Below are 16,900 nucleotides of genomic sequence, written 5' to 3'. Positions count from 1 at the left end.
GCTTCCCCATGCAGGGCGCTCAGCGTGAAAAAAAGGCGTGTCCGCAGACACGCCTTTTTTTCACGCTGAGCGGCTCGTCAGTATTCGACCGCGACGTCCTTCGCGCCAAGGCCCAGTTCGAGCGCCTGCTTGAGCGTATCCGACGGCCCCACGCGCCAGTCGTCGCCCAACTGCACGACATAGGGGATCCCATTGGTGACCAGGCGCAGGCTCACCGGCATCCCGTCCTGCACCCGGTAAGGTTGCAGCACTTCGGCGATCTTTGCCGGATCGACGGTGGTAGCCAGATCCATCTCGAGCTTGTGCCCGTACTGGATGCGCGACGCCGCGATGTCGAACACCTTCTCGGCCGTGATGCGCAAGCCGCCGTTGAAGCGGTCTTCGGACACCTTGCCGACCACCAGCAGGAACTCGTCTTCCTTGAGGGCGTGCTTGTTGGCCTCGGCCACCTCGCTGTAGATCGTCACCTCGTGCACCGCGGTCTTGTCGTCCAGCGCCACGATCAGGATCTTGCCGCGCTGGGTCATCTGGGTGCGCACGCCGGTGATCACGCCGCACATCATGCGCGGGTCGCGCGACGGTTCCAGGTCTTTCAGCTTGGTCTTGGCGAAGCGCCGCACCTCTTGCGCATACGAGTCGAACATATGGCCCGACAGGTAGTAGCCGAGCGCGATCTTTTCTTCGGACAGCTTCTGGCGGTCGGTCCAGGGCGTGGCCTTGACGTACTCGGGCGGCGCCACCAGGTCGGAATCGTCGCCGCCGAACAGGCTGACCTGGTTGGCGGCCGCCGCCGCCTGGCCGGCCGCTTCCATCGCGAAGGCGACGGAGGCCAGCAGCACCGCGCGGTCGACGCCGAAGGCGTCCATGGCCCCGGCACGGATCAAGGACTCGATGGTGCGGCGGTTGATCTGCTTGCGGTCGACCCGCTTGCAGAAATCGAACAGGTCCTTGAACTTGCCGCCTTCCTTGCGCGCGGCGATGATGGCCTCGATCGCGCCCTGTCCCGCGCCCTTCACGCCGCCCAGGCCGTAGCGGATATTGGTCACCTGCTTGCCGGTCCTGGACTTCGGCTCGCCTTCGGGCGTGAAGCGGAACTGCGATTCGTTGACGTCCGGCGGCAGGATCACGAGCTTGCAGACCTCTTTCGCATCCTCGACCAGGATCTTGATCTTCTCGGTGTCTTCCATCGCCAGCGACATATTGGCTGCCATGAACGCGGCGGTATGGTGCACCTTGAGATAGGCGGTATGGTAGGACAGCAGCGCATAGGCGGCCGCGTGCGACTTGTTGAAGCCGTAGCCCGCGAACTTTTCCATCAGATCGAAGATCTCGTCGGCCTTCTCGGTCGACAGTCCGTCCTTGGCTGCGCCGGCGCGGAAGATCTCGCGGTGCTCGGCCATCTCTTCGGCTTTCTTCTTGCCCATCGCGCGGCGCAGCATGTCGGCGCCGCCCAGCGAGTAGCCGCCCACGATCTGCGCCATCTGCATCACCTGCTCCTGGTAGACCATGATGCCGTAGGTCTCGGACAGGATCGACTCGGTGCGCGGATCGGGATAATCGAACTTCTCGCCGTGCTTGCGCTTGCAGAAGTCGGGGATCAGGTCCATCGGGCCCGGACGGTACAGCGCCACCAGCGCGATGATGTCCTCGAAGCGGTCGGGACGCGCGTCCTTCAGCATGCCCTGCATGCCGCGCGACTCCAGCTGGAAGATCGCGACCGTCTTGGCGTCGCTCAGCAATTTGTACGAGGCGCGGTCGTCCAGCGGCAGCTTGGCCAGGTCGAATTCGCTCTCGGCCGGGTCAAGATCCTTGATGTAGTTGACGGCGCGGTCGAGGATGGTCAGCGTGGTCAATCCCAAAAAGTCGAACTTGACCAGGCCCACGGCCTCCACGTCGTCCTTGTCGTACTGCGACACCACGCCGGCGTCGCCGCCCTGGGTGTACAGCGGGCAGAAGTCGGTGAGCTTGCCCGGCGCGATCAGCACGCCCCCGGCGTGCATGCCGATGCCGCGCGTGATGCCCTCGACCTGTTGCGCCAGGTCGAGCAGCTGTTTGACTTCTTCTTCGTTTTCGAGGCGTTCCTTGAGCAGCGGTTCTTCCTCGATCGCCTCGGCGATCGAGACCGGTTTGCCCGGCTTGAACGGGATCAGCTTGGAAATGCCGTCGCAGAAGTTGTAGCCGAAGTCGAGCACGCGACCGACGTCGCGGATCGCGCCCTTGGCCGCCATGGTGCCGAAGGTGGCGATCTGCGACACCGCGTCGCGGCCGTACAGGTCCTTCACGTGCTGGATCACCAGTTCGCGCTTTTCCTGGCAGAAGTCGATGTCGAAGTCGGGCATCGAGACGCGTTCCGGGTTCAGGAAACGCTCGAACAGCAGGTTGTACTTGAGCGGATCGAGGTCGGTGATCTTGAGGGCATACGCGACGAGGGAACCCGCGCCCGAGCCGCGGCCCGGGCCGATCGGCACGCCGTTGTTCTTGCCCCACTGGATGAACTCCGCGACGATCAGGAAGTAGCCCGGGAACTTCATGTTGATGATCGTCTTGTTCTCGAACTCCAGTCGCGCCTCGTAGCGCGGACGCTCCTGCTCGCGTTTCACGGGGTCGGGATACAACTGCACCAGGCGTTCCTCGAGCCCCTTCCTGGTCTCGGCGACCAGGAATTCGTCGATCGTCATGCCCGGGGTCGGGAAATTCGGCAGCTGCGGCTTGCCCAGCGTGAGCGTGACGTTGCAGCGCTTGGCGATCTCGACCGAATTGGCCAGCGCGCCCGGCAAGTCCTTGAACAATTCAAGCATCTCGTCCTGCGACTTGAAGCACATATTCTCGTTGAAGCGGCGCACGCGCTTGGCGTTGGCCAGCATCTCGCCTTCGGCGATACACACACGCGCTTCGTGGGCGATGAATTCGCTCTTGTCCAGGAACTGCACCGGATGCGTCGCCACCACCGGCAGCCCCAGGCGGCCGGCCAGCGCCACCGAATGGCGCACCTGCTGCTCCTGGTTGGGCTGGCCGGCGCGCTGGATCTCGATGTAGAAGTGGCCCGGGAAGATCTTCGCCCAGCGCGCGGCATTGGCCTCGGCCTTTGCCAGGTCGCCGTTCTCGATCGCCTGGCCGACGTCGCCGAAATGGGCGCCCGACAGCACGATCAGGGCATTGGCCTGGGGCTCCTCGGGATGCAGGGTCGAGACGGACGTCGCCAGCGCTTCCAGCCACTCGGTGCGGATCTCGGCGCGGCCCTTGTGCTGGTTGGTGAGCCAGGCGCGCGCCAGCAGGTCGCACAGCTGCAGGTAGCCGGTGTGGTTCTTGGCCAGGATCAGCAGGCGGTGCGGCTTGTCGCGGTTGTCGTCGTTGGTGATCCAGGCGTCGACCCCGACGATCGGCTTGATGCCCTTGCCGCGCGCCGCCTTGTAGAAACGCACCAGGCAGAAGGTATTGGCCAGGTCGGTCACGGCCAGCGCCGGCTGGTTGTCCTTGACGGCCGCCTTGACCAGGTCGTCGATGCGGACCAGGCCGTCGACGATGGAGTATTCGGAGTGGACGCGCAGGTGGGTGAAAGTCGGGGAAGTCATCCGGGTATTCTACCGCGCCACCGGCGGTGACTGCACGGCTGCGTTACTATCCAGCATATCCGCGTGGTGATTTCGCTAACGCCGCCGCTCTGAGGAAAAAAGGGGGGGCAATCGCCCGCGCCATGCAGCCGACCGGGCCCGCTGACTTATAATATCGCCCTACCTTTTCTACAGCCTTTGCAAGGCCTACGACCATGTCCTCCGATACCCAGTACGTCAACATTGCCGCCTATAAATTCATCACGCTCGACAACCTGGAAGCACTGCGTCCGCAATACCAGGATCTGTGCAACGAGCTCGACTTGAAGGGCACCGTACTGCTGACGCCGGAGGGCATCAATATGTTCCTGTCGGGCACCCGTGAACATATCGACCAGTACCTGGCCTGGGTCCGTAGCGACGCCCGCCTGAGCGACCTGGAATGGAAGGAAAGCCTGTCGCGCGAACAGTCGCACAAGCGCATGCTGGTGAAGATCAAGAAGGAGATCATCACCATGCGCATGCCGCTGATCAAGCCCGAACTCGGCCGCGCACCGGCCGTGGACGCGCACACGCTCAAGCGCTGGCTCGACCAGGGACACGACGACGATGGCGTCGAGGTCGTGATGATGGAAACCCGCAACGCCTTCGAGGTCGATGTCGGCACCTTCAATAACACGCTCGACTACCGCATCGACAAGTTCACCGAGTTCCCGGCCGTCGCGGCCGAGCACAAGGAAGAGCTGGCCGGCAAGACCGTGGTCACCTTCTGCACCGGCGGCATCCGCTGCGAGAAGGCCGCGATCCACATGAAGGAAATCGGCTACGACCGCGTGTTTCAGCTCGAAGGCGGCATCCTGAAGTATTTCGAGGAAGTTGGCGGCGACCATTACACGGGCGACTGCTTCGTGTTCGACTACCGCACTGCGCTCAATCCAAAGCTGGAGCCGACCGAGACCGTGCAGTGCTTCGCCTGTCGCGCCGTGGTCACGCCGCGGCAGCAGCTTGCGCCCGAGTATGTGGTGGGGGTATCGTGCCCGCATTGCGCGAACAAGAAGGTGCAAAGCGATCAGGCCGCCGGCGCGCCGGCCTGAACGGCGTTTCATGAAAAGGCGCCCGGGTCCGCATGAGGCGGCCCCGGGGCCTAATGGTTCAGCTGGTAATCGCCAGCCCCTTGAGCAGGTCCAGGCGCAGCTCGCTGAAATTGACCGCCTGCTTGCGCAGTTCGTCCAATTGCTGTTCCAGCGACTCGACCGGCTTCCCTTCGACGAGGACGCGCTGGTTCTGCGCTTCCAGCAGATCGGCGGCGAACCTTGCCCATTCACCTGGCTGCGTCAAGCCGGAATCCCGCGCCAGCATGAACAGCTGTTCCAGGCGCGTGACGAACATGCCGCCGCCGGTAACGGGCGAAGCCAGGTAGCTGGTCTCGGTGGAGTACCGCGCCTGCCCGCACAGGCGGGCGTTCAGCGCGTCGGTCGCCGGGCGCGCCTGCTGGATTGCCGTGTCTTCCTGGGCCGGATACACGGTGCCGTTGCCCGCCAGGATGACCAGCGCCTGCAACAGGTGGTTGAGCGTGACGCCGTTGCCCGCCACGGCCCGCTCGATGTCGCTGACATAATGCGGCTGGTAATCGCTCAGCGCCTTCAGGATCGGCCGGTAGATGTCTTCTTTCAGGTCAGCATTGACCAGCAACCCCTTGGCCTTCAGCTCGACCTTATCGAAAGGCATGCCCATCACGATCCGCTGGGCGCGCAATCTTTCTGCTTTTTCGAGCGGCGCCAGGCGGCGCGGACCGCGAATCCAGTAGTCGCGCCGGAAACGCTGGTTCACCATGAAATCCATTGCCGTTTCGCGGAAGCGCCGGTCCGGGATCTCGTTGAGGAAGGTCGCCTGGTCGGCGGTCATGTTCAACGCATCGACGTGATCAAGATAGTGGGCGGAACCCGCGAAGCTGAGCTTTTGCGATTCCATCCACTCGGCCATCCGGGAAAACGGCATCGGCATCCAGTCACGATTGAAGTATTCGTGGGCCAGGTAGTTGCTGGGATGTTTGCTCAGCTGCTTCAGTTGCTCCGCCACCGGCGGGTTGGCGCGGCCATACATGGCGCCGGTGTCCAGCAGCCGGCTGGCGAAATCGAGCGCCGACTCGATGCGCTGGCTCGTGTCGGTGCCGGGCGCCACCAGGGTGTCGCTATAGCCCGTCAACAGATCGCGCAATGGCGCCATCGCGGCCCAGCCGGGCTGGGTGTTATAGCTGATATAAACCACCCCGCCGACCTTGAGCTTGCGCCGGATGAAATCGGCGATGACGGCGCGGTTGCTGTCGGACACCCAGCTCCAGATGCCATGCAGCCCGATGAAATCGAAGTCGGGTAAATCGCTGCGGTTGCAGAAGGCGTCGAAGGCGTCATCGAAGATGCGGGCCGCCCTGGCCGGATCGCCGGACAGGTCTTTCGCGAACGCGGCCTGGGTCGGATTGAAATCGGTACCATACCACTCGGTCGACGATGCGGCGCCGTGGATATTAATGCTCAAGCCCTGGCCGAACCCCAATTCACATGCCGTGCCGATTTCGGGATAGGCATAGCCTGAGTTCAACATTACGAGTCGGGTGCGCAGGGGATTCAACTCTGCGTAGTACCCGAATGTGTATTCAACATCCGTCATGTAACCATCAGACCAAGCTTGCATGGAGATTCCTGTACTGGTGAATAAATCGGTTCGCGCAGCGGACATGCGCAGCTGCAAACTTTAACATCGATTCAGACGAAATTTCGCGTAATCATCATCTTTGCCGTCGTTCTCGAACGGATAAAGAAAAACGGGCGCATGCCATTGGCATACGCCCGTCGATCCGAGGCGACGTCCTGTCAGCGGAAGTAAGCAGCGACTTCGCGCACGGCGTCCGGATTGAGCGTGCCCGCGTCCGCGCGCAGGCGCAGCAGGCCGAGCAGATAACTGTAGCGCGCCTGCGCCAGGTCGCGCTGGCTCGTGTACAACTGCTGCTGGGCGTTCAACAGGTCAAGGTTGATGCGCACGCCGCCAGCGACGCTTTTCTCGGTAGCGACCATCAGTTCCTTGCCCGAGGCGACCGCCCTTTCCAGCGCTGTGATCATCGCCACGCTGTTCTCCACCAGGTCGTAGGACTTGCGCAATTCGACCATGATCCGGTTGCTCTGGGTGTCGAGTTCCGCCCTGGAGCGTTCCAGGTTGGCTGCGGCCTGTCGCGTGGTGGCGCTGATCGCGCCGCCCTGGTAGATCGGGATGTTTACCTGGACGCCGACCGTGCGGTTGATGGAATCCTGCTGGTAATTCTGGAGCGAGGCCGCATCGTCGCGGCTGTAGCCGGCGACCAGGTCGACGGTGGGCATGTGCCCGGCCTTCTGGCGCTTGATTTCCAGGCGGGCATTTTCGACCGCCAGCCTGCCGGCGGCCAGCAGCGGGTTGCGCTCTTCTGCGGTGCGGCGCCAGTCTTCGAACGATTTGAGCGGCAGGTCCTGGAAGCGGAACTCCGGCCCCAGCTTGTCGAGCGTGCCCGGGTCCATCCCGATGATGCCCGCGAGCGTATTGCGCATCGCGATCGCATTGTTCCTGGCCTCGACCAGTTGCGCCTCGGCCAGGTCCAGCCGCGCCTGGGTCTCGAGCATGTCGGTCTTGGTGCCCTCGCCTTTTTCGAACAGGCGATTATTGACCTTCATCTGCTCCAGATACATATCGCGCTGCACGCGCGACAGTTCGACCTGGTCCTCGGCGAACAGCGCGTCCGCATAGGCCCCGACGACGCGGATAATGACGTCGTTGGTGTCGGATTCGAACTTTTTCGCGCCCTGGGCGGTCTGCACCTTCCCCTGGCGGTAGCGGAAAATCGAATCCAGGTTCAGGATCGGCTGCTGGAGGTTGATGGACGCGGAGCGGCTGATATAACGGGGATGAGCGGGAATGTCGACACCAAACCGATCGCAACAAGTGAATGTATCGGCAATATTCCGGCTCGCCCTGTACCCGCCGGACAGCCGCGGCAGCAGGTTCGACCGTCCAAGATTCACGCTCTCCTTGGCCGACTCGTTCTCGTAGTAGTTCATGCGGTATTGAGGATCGTTCTTCAATGCCGCTTCATAGGCCTGCTGCAGGCTGACCGCGCCGGCATTGCCGGCGGCAAAAGCCAGCAATGCGGCGACGGCCAGTCCGCTCCGGCGAAGCACGCCCGGTTTCCTGATCGCTTGCGCCATGATCAATCCTCGCTCATCGACGACCGGCTACGGTCCATCAGGGGCTTGAGCAGGTAGCTCATCATCGTCCGCTCGCCGGTCTTGACGAACAGGTCCACCGGCATGCCGGGACGGATCGACATATTGTGCTGCGCGATCATCTTCGCGCCTTCCGGCGACACCTTCACGCGCACGTGGTAATACGGCGCTCCGGTGCGTTCGTCGACGCTGCGGTCGGCCGACACGGTTTCCACGATGCCCGGAATGTGCGGCGTGCGGTTGGCATTGAATGCCGAGAAGATCAGTTCGGTCTCCAGCCCTTCGTACACCTTGTCGACCAGGTTGACCGGCAGCTGTCCTTCGACGATCAGCATGTCGTTGGTTGGAACGATGTCCATCATCTTGAAGCCCGGCTGCACGACGCCGCCATTGGTGAACACGGCCGAGCCGACCACCGTGCCGCTGACCGGCGCCCTGACCTCGACGTTCGACAGCTCGAATTGCTGGGCGCTCATACGCGCCCCTTGCGACTCCGATTCCTTCTGCGCTTCGGCGAGCGCGGCGCGCACTTCCTTCTGGTAATCCTGCACGCGCTGAGATTTACGCAGCGTCAGCTCCATCACCTGGCGCTGGGCGCGGCCGATATTGCCGATATCTTCGGAGATCTGTCCCTGCAACTGGGCATAGGTGCGCTCCAGGTCCAGCAGGCGGTTGCGGGCGATATAGCCTTCCTTGGCCAGGTCGCGCATGCCGCCGAGCTGTTCCTTCAGGAACCCGATCTGCTCCTTCTTGCTGTCGCGCGATTCCTGCAAGCCCTGTATCTGCATTTTGAGGCCGGCGATGTTCTCGTCCACGCCGCCCAGTTCGTTCTGCAGCGAGGCCTGGCGCGAGGCCAGCAACTGGCTTTGCAGGGCCATCATCTCGGCCACGCGCGCATTGTCGGCGTGCCTGGTCAGGTCGTCGGGGAAGCGGATCGTTTTCTGTCCCGCCTGTTCCGCCATCAGCCGCGCCTCGGTCGCGCGCGCGGTGAGGAATTGCGCCTCGGTGATGTCGTAGCCGGCCTTGGCGGTGATCGGGTTCATGCGCACCAACACCTGGCCTGCCTTCACCACGTCGCCGTCGCGGACCAGGATTTCCTGGATCACGCCGCCGGTCGGGTGCTGGACGCTCTTGCGGTTGGTCTCCTTGGCCACCGTGCCCGACATGGGAACGCCCTTGTCCAGCGGGGCGAATGACGCCCACAGCAAAAAGCCGAGCACGCCGAACAGCACGATCAGCCAGCCGATGCGCGCATAGGAGCGCGCGTCGGTGTTCACGGTCAGCGGCGCGACGTCATGGCTGATCACTTCAGTAGCCGGATCCTTCTGCGCATCGTTCCTTTGAATCAGCTTCATTTATTTGCTTCCTTGTTCAGTCGTTGCAGCAGCAGCGGCAGCCTGCGCCTGCAGTTGTGCCTGGCGCGCCTGCGCCTGGGCTTGCGCCGCCTTCTGGTTCGCGTCCTGGAGAGCGGCCAGCACCTGGTCGGTCGGGCCGAAGGCCTGGGCCACGCCGTCGCGCAGCATCAGCAATTTGTTGGTCGCGCCGATGATGCTGGTGCGGTGCGTGATCAGTACGACCGTCTTGCCGCGGCGGCGCATGTCGAGCACGGCCTGGACCAGCGCCTGTTCGCCCACGTCGTCGAGGTTCGAATTCGGCTCGTCGAGCACCAGCAGGGCCGGATCGCCATACATCGCGCGGGCCAGGCCCAGGCGCTGTTTCTGCCCGCCGGACAGGCCGGCGCCGCCGTCGCCCAGCGGGGTGTCGTAGCCCTTGGGCAGATGCAGGATCATGTCGTGCACGCCGGCGCGCTTGGCCGCCTCGACGACTTTTTCGGCATCGACTTCACCGAAGCGGGCGATGTTGTCGCTCACGGTGCCGCCGAACAGCTCGATGTCCTGCGGTAGGTAGCCGACGTTGGGACCGAGTTCGGCCTTGTTCCAGTGATAGATGTCCGCGCCGTCCAGGCGCACCTTGCCGCCGGCGGCCGGCCACACGCCGACCAGCAGGCGGGCCAGGGTCGACTTGCCCGATCCCGACGGGCCGATCACGCCCAGCGCGTCGCCCGGGGCGATGGCGAACGACAGGCCGCGCAGGACGGCCTGGGTTGCGCCCGGAGGCGCCGCGGTCACGCTTTCGACCGTTACCATGCCCTGCGGTTTAGGCAGTTCCATGCCGACATTGCGCTCTGGATTGTCATTGAGCATCTTGGACAGGCGGTCGAAGGCGCTGCGCGTGGTGCTCCACGTCTTCCAGACCGCGATCACCTGCTGCACCGGCGCCAGCGCGCGGCCGATCAGGATCGACGCCGCGATCATCATGCCCGGGGTGATATGGCCTTCGATCGCCAGCAGGGCGCCCAGGCCCAGCACCAGCGAGGTCAGCGAGGTCTGGAAGAACTTGGTGATGGCGCCGATGACGCCGGCCTTCTGGCTGGCCTCGGCCTGCAGGTTCAGGAAGCGGCTGTGCAGCTTGAACCAGCGGCGCATCAGGTTGGGCAACATGCCCATCGATTCGATGACTTCCGCGTTGCGCAGGTTATTGGTCGCCAGGTTGCCGGAAGCGATCGACACCGTATTGGCTTCGCCGAGCGGCCCACGCGTGACGCGCTCGTTGATGACGGCCAGCACGACGAGGATGATCGTGCCGCACAGGGCGAACACGCCGAGCCAGACGTCGAAATAGAAGATCACGGCCAGGTAGATCGGGAACCATGGCGCATCGAAGAACGCGAACACCGCGTTACCGGTCAGGAACTGGCGCAGGTTGGTCAGGTCGCCCAGCGCCTGCCCGGCGTTGCCGCCGGCTTTCTTGAGGTTCTGCTCGAACGCCGCGGTGTAGACCCGCTTGTTGAGCAGCATGTCGAACTTGGCGCCCACGCGCACCAGCACAAAGCTGCGCATCATCTCGAGCGACGACATCAGCACGTAGGCGCCGAGCATCATCACGGTCAGCATGAGCAGGGTGAATTCGTTGCGGCTGGCCAGCACGCGGTCGTAGACCTGCAGCATGTACAGGGACGGCGTCAACGCCAGCAGGTTCGTGATGGCGCTGAAGACGCCGACGGTGATGAACGTGCTTTTGAACCCGCGCAGGGCGAGCCCGATTTCGTTTTTCGAGTCGAAGAATTTATTGAGCATTTTAGGCCGTCGTGAGAGTGTGCCTGACGACCGGCATTGAGCCAGCCTCAGCCAGAGCGCACATTATCGCCCAAAAGCCTAATGAAATGTGATGAGCATCACATTTTTTAAAAAGATTAGTTGCGGTGATGCATCAGGTGTCACGACTAGCCAAGAAAAAAGGCCACGCTCTCGAGCATGGCCCTTGGGTCGATGCCCATCCCGGGAAAGGCGTCGCGTTATCCATTCGTGCCGAAACTCAGCAGAGCATGCTCCGCATTCGACAGCACTGCAGAAGTCGATCCTGCCTGTCCAGGCCGGTGATTGCTCACATGGCGGGACGGAATCGCTTGTCTTGACTCATTGCGATACGCAAAAAAACCCTGACCACAAGAGCCAGGGTTCGCGTGGCCGCGACCCCTTGCCGAGGCAAGGGGCATTTCCGGTAAAGGAAATTAGGCGGCTGGAGCCGAGTTCAGAGCGGCGACCAGCATGTCCAGGTCGATCGCGCCGGTCAGCTTGATGACGACGTCGTTATCGGTGAGACCGTTGGCACCCACGTCCGAGTAGATGTAGGTGTCGCCGCCGTACTGGAACACGACGTTGTCGGCGGTGGTGCTTGCGCCGAGTTCGGTCAGTGCCAGGCCGAAGGTCGAAGCCGTCGAGGTTGCTTTAGCAAAGGTGGTGATGCCGGCAACCGAGATGTCATCCGAAGCAGCCGCGTCCAGCGCGCCAGCGGCGGTCTTGACCAGGCTGAAGCCTTCGATGGTGTCCATCGACGAGTAGGTCGACGACGACGCCGTGAAGCGGATGATGTCGTGGCTTGCGCCCAGCTTGATGGTTTCAGCAACGTTCGAGCTGGCGGTGTAGTCCAGGCCAGTGGTCACTGCTGCGCCGCCGAAGGCTGCTTTGCCGGTCAGGCCGGTTGCATCGACGGTAGCCAGCGAACCGGTGGCGCCGTTGACGATCTTTGCATTGCCGTTGCCGGTCAGGGTCAGCGAGGTCAGGTTGCCCAGGTTGGTGGTCGCGCCTGCGGTGGCTGCATCGCTGGTGGTCAGGGTGAAGGTAGCCACTGCATCAGCGGTTGCGGTGCCGCTGGTTGCCGCGTTCACGCTGTTGGTCAGGTTGACGGTTGCCGACTTGACGTCACCGGTCAGCTCTGCGAAGGTTGCCTTGCCGGCTGCGCTCGAGGTAGCAGCGGTGGCTTTCACGTTCAGGACGATCGAGTCAGCGTATGCGTCGACGATGACGTTGTTCTGCGGGGTCACGACTGGCGGATTATTAACTGGATCCACTGGGTCAGGCGTCGAGGTGCTACCAACGCCGCCCATCACATCGACCATCAGCTTGCCAGCGTAGGTTGCGTCGGTGGTGGCGGTGCCGGCCTTGTAGCCTGCTGCGACCACGTCGATGTCAGCGGTGGTGGTCACGGTCTGGGTATCGGCGACCTTGGTGATGACGCTGCCATCGGTGGTGAACGAGAAGGTGCTGAACTGGTTCAGCGCGGCTGCGTCGACACCGGTCACGGCCTTCGAGAACTTCAGGGTCTCGACGTTGCTCACGGCTGCTTTCAGGATTTCCAGATCGGCGGCAGCGATTGCGGTGTTGCCGATGGTCAGGGTGTCCTTGCCTTCGCCGCCGTTGACGACGTCGGTAGCGGTGATAGGGCGCTCGAAGACGATGCTGTCATCGCCAGCGCCGGCGTTGATGTTGACGTTCAGTGCGGTGGCTGCGACGGTGATGGTGTCGTTGCCAGCGCCCGAGTTGACGGTCGCGGTCTTGCCGGCGGTGGTCAGGCCCACGGTGAAGGTGTCGTTGCCCGAACCGGTGGTGATGGTTTCAGCAGCGGTGAAGGCAGTGGCGCCCAGGTTCACGGCGGCGGTCGAGCCGGCTGCGTTGATGGTTTTGATCGAACCAGCTTCGCCTGCCGACACGCCCAGGGTCAGCGAACCGGTGGCGTTGACGTTCAGGGTTTCGACAGCAGCGCCGGTCGCGTCGATGGTAGCGCGGCCGCTACCGTTGACGGTGACGGTCTTGATGCCGGCGCCAGCCAGGTTGACGATTGCGTTGCCAGCCGTTGCAGCAGCATCCGAAGCGCCGTTCAGCTGCACGGTTGCCAGGCCAGCGGTACCGAAGTCACCGGTGACGGCAGCAGCGGTCTTGCCTTGCACGCCCAGGGTCTTGCCCGACAGGCCGGTGACGGTTGCGGTGGTGCCGCCTGCAGCGATCAGGTTGACGGTGGTCGAACCAGCGAAGTAGCCAGCATCGATGGTGGTGCCGGTGATGTTTTCCACGCCGGTCACATTGATGATCTCAATGTTCTTGATAGTTGCCACACTTGGCAGGGTCGAACCGGCTTTGCCGACGATCAGGTTCATAGTGTCGATACCTGCGCCGCCATCGACCGAGTCACCGGTGTTCAGGGTGGTCGTGGTGCCGTCTGCGCCCACCAGTGCCGTGAAGGTGTCGGCGCCGTTGGTGCCAACCAGGGTGTCCACGGTGTCGGTCAGTGCGAAGTTCGAGATCGGCGCCGAGCCGCTCACGATGCCGGTGATGGTCGAGTTGATGGTCGCTTGGTAAGCGGTCACGTTGGTCGACGAGTTGACGCCGGCCAGCAGGCCACGGCCGGCAGCAGCAGCTGCGTCGCCCGAGTAGGCGTTCAGTTCAGCCGGGGTATCCAGGGCGGCGGTGAAGGCGGTAGCGACGGCAACCTTGTTGGCCACGGTCTGCGCGTCCAGCATGCCTTGTGCCGAGGTGTTGGCGGTAGCGGCTTGCGAGATGGCGGCAGCGGCGTTGGCCTTGCTCAGGGTGCCCGAGGTGATGGCGGCGACCCAGAAGTTGAAGCCGGCCAGATCGGCTGGGCGACCCAGCACGTTCATGTAAATTGCTTCGACGAATTTCGAGACGCCGATCTGGCTGTTGTCGCTGCCGTACAGGGCGACCGACTCAGCCGAGTTGCTGAAGGTGTTCACCAGCTTCGACAGCGCGGTGGTGCCGGCGGCGTCGGCGCCCACGGCAGCCTGCACGCCAGCGAAGGTCTTCGGTGCGCCCATTGCGTCGAGCTGCGCCGAGAAGTTCTGCAGGCCGTAGAAGTCAGCCGGACGGCCGAAGTACGACATGTACAGTTGTTGTACTACGGCGGTGTAATCTTGAGCTGCCATGATGTTTAAATCCTTTAAAGATTGTGGTTATAACCAAGTCTGCTACAGGACAATACTGATGAGTGTCCTATGGGCTATTGCAGAACTGCGAAGTATATTGCCAGATTATGAGTTCAAGGTTGTGATCGCCATCACAAAGCCCAACTTTTTTACGTTATCGATACATCTTTTTTACAAATTCTTTCAAAAAACCACCAATTACGGCTACAAATCTTTCAGTTTCAGCGGCTCCACGACGTAGCGCCGCTGACGACCACGCCCGGATTGGCGTAATTCTTGAAGATATATCCGGCCTGGTCCGCATTCGCGCCACCCAGGTATCCCCGAATGATCGTATCGGAGCTACGGTCCTCGTACAGCATGCCTTTGTCCGTCATGATTCCGCTACCGACGACATTCGCGCGGTCGCCATCGGCATTGACCACGAGCGAGGTAGCGAATGTTTTCTTTCCGAAATCCATCGTCAATTGGCCCGCATCGATCGTGGCGAATCGATCGCCATCCGAATTGGTCATGATCGCCTCCCCGCCCATCAATCTGAAAGCCGCGGTTCCTTCTTTTGGCATCACCAATGCCGAATTGGACAGGCGCGTGATCGCATATGGCCCATAATAAGTGGCAATATCGACATCGGCGTCACCGATCCGGCCGATCGCCGGCGCCCGGTTGAGCACAGCCTGCCAGCGCCCCCAGAAAACTTCCGGCACGGCGGCCACCGGAGGCCGCGGCGGCTCGATTACCACGGGGGCGGGATACCCGGACCGGTCACCGGTGGGGGCAGCGGCTGCACCGGCGTCGGCTCCGGCGCCGGCGCAGGAGCAGTCGGCACCGGCCGCACGTTGCGCAGCGCCTGCGCCGAACGCTGCGGATCCAGGTTTACCTGCGCCAGGGGCGCCGCGGTCGGCTTGGTCGCGGGTTCGTCGCCACGCGGCTTCTCGGCCTGATCGGGCGCCAGCGCCGGATTCGCCAGCAGCTGGGGAATGCTGTTGCCGCGCTCGACCTGCAGCAGCATGCCATCCTGCCCTGCGAACAGTTCACGCGCATTGCGTCCCTCGCAGGGACCCGTTCCCGCCGCCGCGCAGCCGGCGCCGAAGCCGCTCATCACCACGCCGCCCGACAGCACCGTCACGCGCGTCGTCTGCTGGTCGGTATAGACCGTGAAGTCGGTGCCGCGCACGCCGATCGCCGCCACCGGCGTATTGAAACGGAAATTCTGGCGCGCGCGCTTGACGCCCTCGCCCGAAATCGCACGGGCCACGCCTTGCGATAGCTCAAGCTTGACCTGGGTTTTCGATGGATCGTTCTTGTCGATCGCATACGCCGCCACGCGCGCGACGGTATTGGGGCGCAGGATCAGGAAACCGTTGTCGACGGTCTGTACATAGACATAGCCGTCAGACCCGGTCGAAATCTGGTCACCCTCTTCCACCACTGCATCCTTGACGGCGGCATGACGGCCGAGCTGGGCATCGCCGGTGACGAACACGACGCGGCCTGCCTCGGCTGCCAATGCATTGCCGACCAGCGACCACACCACAGCAACAGCCATAGCGATTTTTTTCAACATAGAGTCCTCCATTCCTAGCATTGTCCAGCGTCAACAGATAAAATCTGTGACGCTCATCACAATACGTAATGTATATCGACGCTTGCGGACGGCAAATTATTTCTGCCAGCGAATGCAACCCGATATACTGCATGTTTTACTTGTCCCAGCACACTCCTGGTTTCAGTCCTGCCAATGCCGCTCCCCCGTTTCTTGCGCACCGACCTGCGCCATTCAGCCGTCCTGCGCGGCCTGATCGCGCTTGTCGCCCTGGTGCTGGCGGGATGGCTGCAATGGTATGGCGGCACGCGCTTCACCAGGGCTGCGGACGAGTGGCTGCGCGACAGCTTCATCCAGCTGCAGGCTAGCCCGGCGCCGGAACAGCGCATCCTGGTGATCGATATCGATGAAAGCAGCATGGCGGACATTCCCTGGCCCTGGCCGCGCGCCCGCATCGCCGACCTGGTCGAACTTGCCCTGGCCGATGGCGCGCGCGGGGTGGCGCTCGATATCTTGATGGAAAAGCCTGCCGATGCCGGCGGCGATATGCGCCTGGCCATGCTGGCCGGCCACGGCCCGGTGGTGCTCGCGCAAATGTTCGACTACCTGCACGCCGATGCGCCGCTGGCGAGCGGCCGCCTGGTCGGTGGCGTTCCCGCGCCGGCGACCGCCAGCGCCCTGCCTGCGCTCGGCTATCTGGCCAACCACGCCGGCCTGGCCGAGTCACGTCACGCCGGCAATATCGGCGTGCTGCCCGACGCCGACGGCACCCTGCGCCGCCTGCCCATGTTTACCAGTTACCGGGGCCGAGTCTACCCTACCCTTTCGCTTGCCCTGCTGCAGTGTTGTGGTGATGCCACAGATGCCCTACCGCTGCGCGCAATCGAGCGCGTGCCCTTCGCACGCGACTGGGCCGCCTACGACGTCGTCAAGGCGGCCGACCTGCTGGCCGGAGACATGCCGGAAGGCATGGCGCGCGGACGGCTGGTGCTGATCGGCTCCTCGTCGCTGAGCATCGGCGACCGCATCGCGACGCCACTGGGCGCCTCGAGCGCCGGACTGCTGGTCCATGCCTCGATGCTCACCTCGCTGCTCGACCGCCAGCAGGGCCGCGCGCCGGCCGCGCTGCCGGGCAAGGTCATTGCGTTCGCCTTCGTGCTCGCCGTCGTACTACTGACCGGTTATACGCTGCCGCGCATCTCGGCGGCCGCGAACGCGCTGCTGCTGGGCGCCAGCGCCCTGCTGTGGCTGGCCATCGCCTGGCTGCTGGCGCCGCGCG

9 protein-coding genes and 1 pseudogene are annotated in these 16,900 nt (G+C 63.2%); 2 read left to right on the top strand and 8 right to left on the bottom strand.

Going from position 1 to position 16,900, the window contains the following annotated elements:
• Positions 1-77: 77 nt before the first annotated feature.
• Positions 78-3,572 (bottom strand): DNA polymerase III subunit alpha, encoded by a 3,495-nt coding sequence (dnaE, locus tag DIR46_RS17840; protein ID WP_109346437.1) that lies wholly within the window; start codon positions 3,570-3,572, stop codon positions 78-80.
• Between the two features lie 194 nt (positions 3,573-3,766).
• Here dnaE and DIR46_RS17835 point away from each other — a divergent pair, with 194 nt between their 5' ends.
• Positions 3,767-4,645 carry a sulfurtransferase gene (locus tag DIR46_RS17835; RefSeq protein WP_109346436.1) on the top strand — a complete coding sequence of 293 codons (879 nt, stop codon included), beginning with the start codon at positions 3,767-3,769 and terminating at the stop codon, positions 4,643-4,645.
• A 58-nt stretch (positions 4,646-4,703) separates the two neighbouring features.
• On the opposite strand, the gene DIR46_RS17830 is transcribed toward DIR46_RS17835, so the two are convergent.
• The 7 genes from DIR46_RS17830 to DIR46_RS17800 form a co-directional block, all read right to left on the bottom strand.
• Positions 4,704-6,299 carry a methyltransferase regulatory domain-containing protein gene (locus tag DIR46_RS17830; RefSeq protein WP_205288997.1) on the bottom strand — a complete coding sequence of 532 codons (1,596 nt, stop codon included), beginning with the start codon at positions 6,297-6,299 and terminating at the stop codon, positions 4,704-4,706.
• Between the two features lie 122 nt (positions 6,300-6,421).
• Positions 6,422-7,780: a TolC family outer membrane protein gene (locus DIR46_RS17825; protein ID WP_109346434.1), complete on the bottom strand. Its 1,359-nt coding sequence runs from the start codon at positions 7,778-7,780 to the stop codon at positions 6,422-6,424.
• A 2-nt stretch (positions 7,781-7,782) separates the two neighbouring features.
• Entirely contained in the window at positions 7,783-9,153 is a 1,371-nt protein-coding gene (locus DIR46_RS17820; protein ID WP_109346433.1) for an HlyD family type I secretion periplasmic adaptor subunit, read from the bottom strand.
• Positions 9,154-10,935, bottom strand: coding sequence for a type I secretion system permease/ATPase (locus DIR46_RS17815; RefSeq protein ID WP_109346432.1), 1,782 nt, complete (start codon positions 10,933-10,935; stop codon positions 9,154-9,156).
• A 434-nt stretch (positions 10,936-11,369) separates the two neighbouring features.
• Positions 11,370-14,075, bottom strand: a complete 2,706-nt coding sequence (locus DIR46_RS17810) for a DUF4214 domain-containing protein (protein ID WP_109346431.1) — start codon at positions 14,073-14,075, stop codon at positions 11,370-11,372.
• A 221-nt stretch (positions 14,076-14,296) separates the two neighbouring features.
• A complete protein-coding gene (locus tag DIR46_RS17805) occupies positions 14,297-14,791 on the bottom strand; it encodes a hypothetical protein (RefSeq protein WP_109346430.1) in 495 nt (164 codons plus the stop codon).
• Between the two features lie 20 nt (positions 14,792-14,811).
• Positions 14,812-15,624, bottom strand: a complete 813-nt coding sequence (locus DIR46_RS17800) for a FecR family protein (RefSeq protein ID WP_162819554.1) — start codon at positions 15,622-15,624, stop codon at positions 14,812-14,814.
• 192 nt (positions 15,625-15,816) lie between these two features.
• On the opposite strand from DIR46_RS17800, the pseudogene DIR46_RS27340 reads away from it, so the two are divergent.
• Positions 15,817-16,734, top strand: a pseudogene (locus tag DIR46_RS27340) (CHASE2 domain-containing protein); the annotation flags it as partial.
• Between the last annotated feature and the right edge of the window lie 166 nt (positions 16,735-16,900).

Origin of the sequence: Massilia oculi, from assembly GCF_003143515.1 — a bacterium.
Classification (GTDB): Bacteria; Pseudomonadota; Gammaproteobacteria; order Burkholderiales; family Burkholderiaceae_D; genus Telluria; species Telluria oculi.
The sequence above is the reverse complement of the archived record's forward strand: the minus strand, read 5'-3'. Positions and strand labels throughout refer to the sequence as shown.

Bases quoted from the DNA above. Each gene is read 5' to 3' on its own strand.
- DIR46_RS17815 (WP_109346432.1), bottom strand. From the start codon at position 10,935: ATGCTCAATAAATTCTTCGACTCGAAAAACGAAATCGGGCTCGCCCTG.
- dnaE (WP_109346437.1), bottom strand. From the start codon at position 3,572: ATGACTTCCCCGACTTTCACCCACCTGCGCGTCCACTCCGAATACTCC.
- DIR46_RS17835 (WP_109346436.1), top strand. From the start codon at position 3,767: ATGTCCTCCGATACCCAGTACGTCAACATTGCCGCCTATAAATTCATC.
- DIR46_RS17825 (WP_109346434.1), bottom strand. From the start codon at position 7,780: ATGGCGCAAGCGATCAGGAAACCGGGCGTGCTTCGCCGGAGCGGACTG.
- DIR46_RS17810 (WP_109346431.1), bottom strand. From the start codon at position 14,075: ATGGCAGCTCAAGATTACACCGCCGTAGTACAACAACTGTACATGTCG.
- DIR46_RS17800 (WP_162819554.1), bottom strand. From the start codon at position 15,624: ATGGCTGTTGCTGTGGTGTGGTCGCTGGTCGGCAATGCATTGGCAGCC.
- DIR46_RS17820 (WP_109346433.1), bottom strand. From the start codon at position 9,153: ATGAAGCTGATTCAAAGGAACGATGCGCAGAAGGATCCGGCTACTGAA.